Origin of the sequence: Cytophaga sp., assembly GCF_051961495.1 — a bacterium.
Classification (GTDB): Bacteria; Bacteroidota; Bacteroidia; order Cytophagales; family Cytophagaceae; genus Cytophaga.
Map to the genome: position 1 here is coordinate 1 of NZ_JBQCDF010000096.1, position 6,690 is coordinate 6,690.

The following is a 6,690-nucleotide window of genomic DNA, read 5'->3' on the forward strand; positions in this document are numbered from 1 at the left end:
GCACCTCTTGTTGCCGGTGCTGCAGCCATTGTTCGTTCACACTTCCCGAATATTTCTGCGTTACAGGCAGCTGAATTACTACGCGTGACCGCCGATGTTACAGACACCTTTCCTGAAAATGCCTTGTATAAAGAAAAAATGGGTAAAGGCAGGATCAACCTGTACAAAGCACTTACTGATACAAAATCACCAGCCATTCGATATAAAAACTTACTTGCTGTTTCTCAATTCAACAGTACAAACTTATTTGATGGCGACACAGTATCTATTAAAGCAGACTTCTTTAATTATCTCCGGCCGGCTGTTAACCTGACCGTTGATATCTCTTCTACTTCTCCTGACCTCGACTTTGTAATAAGTTCTCTTACACTTGGCTCCATCGATAGTTTACAATCCAAATCAAGCGCTGCATCGCCGCTGAAATTTGTTGTTAAAAGCTCACAAACCAATCAGCAGATTGAATGCAGGCTGGGCTATACGGATCCTGCTACAGGCTATACCGATTATCAATACTTTTTTATAAATATCAATCCGCTCTATACAGACATCTATACGGATAATGTACGCACAACCATTACATCAAACGGCCGTGTCGGCTATCAGGATATTGCCAGTACAATTGGCTCCGGTTTTCAAAAAAACGGAACCAACATTTTATATGAAGATGGTTTAATGATTGCCCAGGCAAGCGATAAAGTATCAGACTGCGTGCGTGCAAACCCTTCCGGATCCAGCAACCTGGATTTTGCAGCTCTATCTATTCCTTCTTATGTAGAAAGCAATATCAAATACATTGAAACGGTTTCATCCTTTAACGATGCATCGTCTACCAATGCTTATGTACAAGGCATTGAATGTATCCAGCGCTCCTATACGTTCAATACTACAGATCTGAACAATACAGTTTTCCTGGAATATAAAATTATCAATCATTCTTCAGCAGACATTGATTCCATTTATGTGGGCCATTTTATTGACTGGGATATCCTGAATTATGCAAAGAACCGTACAGGCTTTGATGTTGATACGCGCCTGGGGTATGCCTATGATATCTCTTCACCCAATTTATTCGCGGGCGTTAGTCTGCTTACCGACCAGGAATATAATTATTATGCCATGGACAATTCACCGGTAGGTGGCACCAATATTAATCCCAATGACGGCTTTACAGATGCAGAAAAATTCAAGGTGCTTTCCAGTAAATTAGGCAGATACCTTGCAGGCGGCAACACTAACGGCAATGATATTTCCATGACCTTAGGCGGACGGATCAATCACTTAAAACAAGGAGATACCGTAATCATCGCCTTTGCATTGATGGCCGAAACCCAATTGCTGAACCTGAAAATACTGGCTGCTGCCGCAAAAGCAAAATTTATAGAAATCCATACCGGGCCAACACCAGCTGCCGACTCCTATAAATTATGTACCAACGCTACCGTTGACTTAAACATTCAACCTAAACCGGGGAACATCTTTAACTTTTACACGACAGATCCGTCAACAAATTCCTCACCTGTGAGCCAGGGAAAATCTTATACATTAACTAATGTGTCTGCTGCTGACACCATTTATATCAGCAACGCAGATTCACTTTATGAGTCTGCAGCAACTAAATATATTATTATCGCTGATGAAGCTCCGGTTTCAGATTTCAGCATGACATCACAACCTGCTTTAGATCCATCCGCGTTTACCAACGAAAGCATCCGCTATCAATCACTTCTCTGGAAATTTGGAGACGGGACAACTTCAACAGAAGAGAATCCAGAACATATCTATATGCTTCCGGGCACTTATATAGTAACCCTGAAAGCCAGCGATGATCTGGCCTGTGTGGATTCAGTCAAACAAACAATCGTAATCGGCGACCCGCTGGATATTGTCAACGGCAATACATCGGGCATACAGGTATATCCCAATCCGGTCGGAGACTTTTTATTTATTGACTTAAAAACAACAACGAAAAATTCTGCGGATATCGCTATCTTTAATGCGCTTGGGCAATTAATCAAAAACGAAAACGTGGTACTTTCAAATTCCATTTTACAACTCAATGTATCAAACCTTTCTTCAGGGTTGTATTTTATTGAATTAAAAGATACAGGTACCTTGCTGCGTTTTGTAAAATAACTTTTCCTTTCTAAAATGAATCAACAGATTTTCGCAGAGATCATTACCATTGGTGATGAAATCTTATATGGTCAGATTACAGATACCAATTCACAATGGATCAGTGCTGAGCTGGACAAGCTTGGCATTAAGATACGACAGAAATCTTCCGTGAGTGATCAGGCAGATGAAATCCTGCGTATTTTTTCAGAAGCCAGCAAACGCGCGCATCTGGTAATCATCACAGGCGGCTTAGGCCCCACTAATGATGATGTCACAAAAAAAACATTGTGTGCATATTTCAACACGGAACTTGTTTGGAATGAAGCTGTACTGTCACACCTCGAAAGTCTTTTCTTTATACGAGGCAGAACATTAAGCGAAATTAACAAACAACAGGCGCTTGTTCCTGCTAACTGCGAAGTATTGATGAACAGGAACGGTACTGCACCGGGTATGTGGTTCGACGTAAGTAATGTTGTGTACATTTCATTACCTGGTGTGCCCTTTGAAATGAAACACATACTGAAAGATTTCGGTTTTGATAAAATAAAACAACATTTCAAAACACCGGTCATTGCACATCGCATGATCAAAACCATTGGTATTGGTGAATCAACACTTTCAGAACTTATTGCCGGCTGGGAAGCTGCGTTACCGGCTCATATGTCCCTTGCCTACTTACCTTCTGCCGGCGAGGTGCGACTGAGAGTAACTGGCACAGGTGAAAATCAGGAGCAATTGAATACAGAAATTCAACATGAAATTGATAAAGTACTTCCTCTTATATCAGCCCACGTATATGGCTTTGATGATGATACATTGGAATACGCAGTGGGGCAATTATTAAAAAAGAACCACAAAACCATTTCAACAGCCGAAAGTTGTACCGGTGGTTATCTGGCTCACCTGTTGACATCTGTGCCAGGGTCATCTGCTTATTATTACGGATCCATTATCGCCTATCAGAACAAGATAAAAACCGAACAGCTGGACGTTCCTTCAGGAATTTTATCCACCTATGGCGCCGTTAGTGAGCAAACTGTTGAACGAATGGCCAGGGAAGTACGATTAAAGCTCGGCACGTCCATCGGCGTGGCTGCAAGCGGTATTGCAGGCCCTGACGGAGGAACGGAAGAAAAACCCGTTGGCACCATCTGGATCGCTTATGCGGATGAACACAAAGTGGTCACTAAAAAACTTCAGCTTTCAGCTCTCCGCGAAAACAACATCCGGATGACTGCACTGGCAATCTTAAATCTGGTACGGAATCAATTAAATAATTCCTGATTTTTACATAAAACCCTGTTATTAAAACATTTATATACATAGAAGGTTTCACCAAAAAGGATGTGACTTAATAAAAAAAGCGTATTTTTGTATTTAATATAAAAATAAAAAAATTCCGTCATTCATGGCCTTGGTAGAATTGGTAATGCCCAAAATGGGAGAAAGCGTAATGGAAGGTACGATTTTGAACTGGTTGAAGAAACCCGGGGATCGTATTCAACAAGATGAATCTGTGCTGGAAGTGGCTACTGATAAAGTAGACACGGAAGTACCATCACCCTTCAATGGAATTTTAAAAGAGATCCGCGCAACACAGGGGCAGGTTGTGCAGGTAGGTTCAGCCATTGCAATTATTGAAACTGATGTGAACCAATCAAATGTTTCGGAACCTGTAACACCTGCGGCAACTCCGCAAACGACTTCTGTTCCGGCGCAGCAGTTTCAACCGGTTCAAAGAACTGCACCGGTTGAAACTGCTGCTACCGCTCATAGTTCTGCTCAACCAGGCACTCCTAGGAACGGAAGATTCTATTCTCCTTTGGTGTTGAATATTGCCCGCCAGGAAAATATTTCTCTTGCTGAAGTTGAAACCATTGCCGGTACAGGTAAAGATGGCAGAGTAACGAAAAATGACCTGTTCGATTACATACAAGCTAAGAAAGACGGTAAAGTTGCACCGGCTAATGAAGAACAGCCGGTAACACAACAAGCTCCGAAAGAAGATAAAAAAGCCTCAGCTCCAACAGAACCTGCGTATGTTGCCAAACCAGCAGCATCTCATGGTGGCAATGTAGAGATTATCCAGATGGATCGCATGCGTAAAATGATTGCAGACCGCATGGTTGAATCTAAGCGCATTTCTCCGCATGTTACTTCTTTTGTAGAAGCAGATGTAACCAATATTGTTTACTGGAGAAACAGATGGAAGAACGATTTTATGGAACATGAAAATGTTGCCTTGACATTCACTCCTATTTTCATCGAAGCCGTTGTTAAAGCAATCAAGGATTATCCAATGGTAAACATATCCATTGAAGAAGATAAAATCATTGTTAAGAAAGATATCAATATCGGAATTGCGGTAGCATTACCAAGCGGCAACCTGATCGTTCCGGTTATAAAAAATGCTGACCAGCTGAATATTGTAGGTCTGACAAAAAAAGTAAATGACCTGGCAAAACGCGCACGCCAGAACAAACTTACAGCGGATGACCTTTCCGGCGGTACATATACGGTTTCAAACGTTGGGTCTTTTGGTAATTTAATGGGTACACCTATTATTGTACAACCACAGGCTGCAATTCTGGCTTTAGGTGCTGTTGTGAAAAAGCCTGCCGTGATTGAAACACCACAAGGTGATACGCTAGGCATCCGTCACATGATGTTCCTGTCCCACTCTTATGACCATAGAGTAATTGATGGCTCTTTAGGTGGTATGTTTGTACGCCGAGTGGCTGATTACCTGGAGAACTTTGATGTAAACAGAAAAATATTTGTGTAAGCGTCGAAATTGATTTACAACAAGCTTTGGCTTTTTATACAGATATATAATATTAAATTTAATAAGCGCATAAAAAAAAGTCCAGCCTGTAGCGGGACTTTTTTTTAAGCGCTTATTAAATTCTTTCTTTAATTCACATTTCCCAGGATCTGCAGCCAGCCTTTGAATTCTTCTCCGCCGCAACCGGTTTTTACATAATAGAAATACATACCATCTTCTGTGTTCTCTCCCTTCCAGGTACCATCATAATTGTTTGCCTGATATACACGGGTTCCCCAGCGATTGTATACCTCGACATATGAACCTGACGGAAACATTTTATTGTTGTAATTATCGACCTCAACAATTTTGAACTCATCATTCATACCGTCTTTATTGGGCGTGATCAGGTTCGGCACCAAGAGTTTCTGCTTTTCCAGAGCTGAAATAAGAATGGTATCTGCAAATGTTTTACATCCAGTTTTTACTTTATCTTCCACATACACATAATACGTTGTAAGAACAGAAGCAGGCGTAATGTTCAGGGAATTTACAGTTGTATTCATAGTATCATTTGTAGCAGCGTTCAGCCAGTGGTATACATATTTTCCGGAGCCGCCTGTCACGTTCACTTCTACTGTTCGGGCCACACCAACACACATGGTGTCATTAGGTGTTTGAAGCGAAGCGATTTTAAAGCCCGGTACTCCTGCACGTACTTTTATCGTATCGGTGCGGTCATCGCCGCATTCACCTGAAACCTTATATACAAATTTGTACTCTTTTCCATCCACCAGTCCGGAGATGCGCACATAGGATGAATCTGCTTTTGTATCAAACTGTAAACCGGGATCATATAATGACCAGCTGCCCTTACCAAACAATGGCGAAGTGGTAAGCAGTTCAACATAATTATTACATACTACCAGATCAGCGCCTAAATCTACTGCAGAATTAAATGGCCGTGCCGTTATTGAAAATGTTTCAGCAATGCTTGATACACAACCTTCATCTGTTTTAAATAACACACTATATGAATCCGGAATTGTCAGATCAATGCTATTTGAAATGCCTAAAGATTGAGTTCCCTTAAACCATTCAAACGTTCCCGAATAGCCGGCCGCGCTTGCACTCATGGTAACCGTTTCACCCGGACAAATATTGGTATTACCCGCTGCTGTAACAACCGGCTGTGGCGGGATCGGATTCACTGTTACCGTTGTTGATGCGGATACAGGCGCCGTGCAATTATCTGCTGATTTATAAGTAACCGTGTAAGTACCTGAAGTTGTTACAACCAATGGGTTGTTTGTTGAACCCGTTGACCAGGTATAGGTACCACCGGTAAAACCAGCTGTTGCTGCGGTCAGGCTTACCGAACCGCCATCACAGAAGGTTAAAGGGCCACTAGCGGTAACTGTCGGCTGTGGCGGAATCGGGTTCACCGTTACCGTTGTTGATGTTGAAACAGGCGCGGTGCAATTAGCAGGTGATGTATATGTAACTGAGTAAGAACCGGAAGTTGTTACAACCAATGGATTCGTTGTTGAACCGTTCGACCAGGTATAGGTACCGCCTGTAAAGCCAACTGTTGCTGCGGTCAGGCTTACTGAACCACCATCACAGAAGGTCAACGGACCGCCCGCAGTAACTGTCGGTTGTGGCGGAATCGGATTCACTGTTACCGTTGTTGATGCGGATACAGGCGCCGTGCAATTATCTGCTGATTTATAAGTAACCGTGTAAGTACCTGAAGTTGTTACAACCAATGGGTTGTTTGTTGAACCCGTTGACCAGGTATAGGTACC

4 protein-coding genes are annotated in these 6,690 nt (G+C 42.2%); 3 read left to right on the forward strand and 1 reads right to left on the reverse strand.

Annotated elements, in window-relative coordinates:
* The 3 genes from ACTHJT_RS04425 to ACTHJT_RS04435 all read left to right on the forward strand — a co-directional run.
* Nucleotides 1-2,133: T9SS type A sorting domain-containing protein (locus tag ACTHJT_RS04425; RefSeq protein ID WP_440236641.1), on the forward strand; the 2,133-nt coding region annotated here is incomplete at its 5' end.
* A 15-nt stretch (nucleotides 2,134-2,148) separates the two neighbouring features.
* Nucleotides 2,149-3,402 carry a competence/damage-inducible protein A gene (locus ACTHJT_RS04430; RefSeq protein ID WP_440236643.1) on the forward strand — a complete coding sequence of 418 codons (1,254 nt, stop codon included), beginning with the start codon at nucleotides 2,149-2,151 and terminating at the stop codon, nucleotides 3,400-3,402.
* A 124-nt stretch (nucleotides 3,403-3,526) separates the two neighbouring features.
* A complete protein-coding gene (locus ACTHJT_RS04435) occupies nucleotides 3,527-4,903 on the forward strand; it encodes a dihydrolipoamide acetyltransferase family protein (protein WP_440236644.1) in 1,377 nt (458 codons plus the stop codon).
* A 128-nt stretch (nucleotides 4,904-5,031) separates the two neighbouring features.
* Here ACTHJT_RS04435 and ACTHJT_RS04440 read toward each other — a convergent pair.
* On the reverse strand, nucleotides 5,032-6,690 hold a 1,659-nt coding region (locus ACTHJT_RS04440), incomplete at its 5' end, for a gliding motility-associated C-terminal domain-containing protein (protein ID WP_440236646.1).

Excerpts from the sequence above, each read along its gene's own strand:
- ACTHJT_RS04430 (WP_440236643.1), top strand. The coding sequence starts at position 2,149 with ATGAATCAACAGATTTTCGCAGAGATCATTACCATTGGTGATGAAATC.
- ACTHJT_RS04435 (WP_440236644.1), top strand. The coding sequence starts at position 3,527 with ATGGCCTTGGTAGAATTGGTAATGCCCAAAATGGGAGAAAGCGTAATG.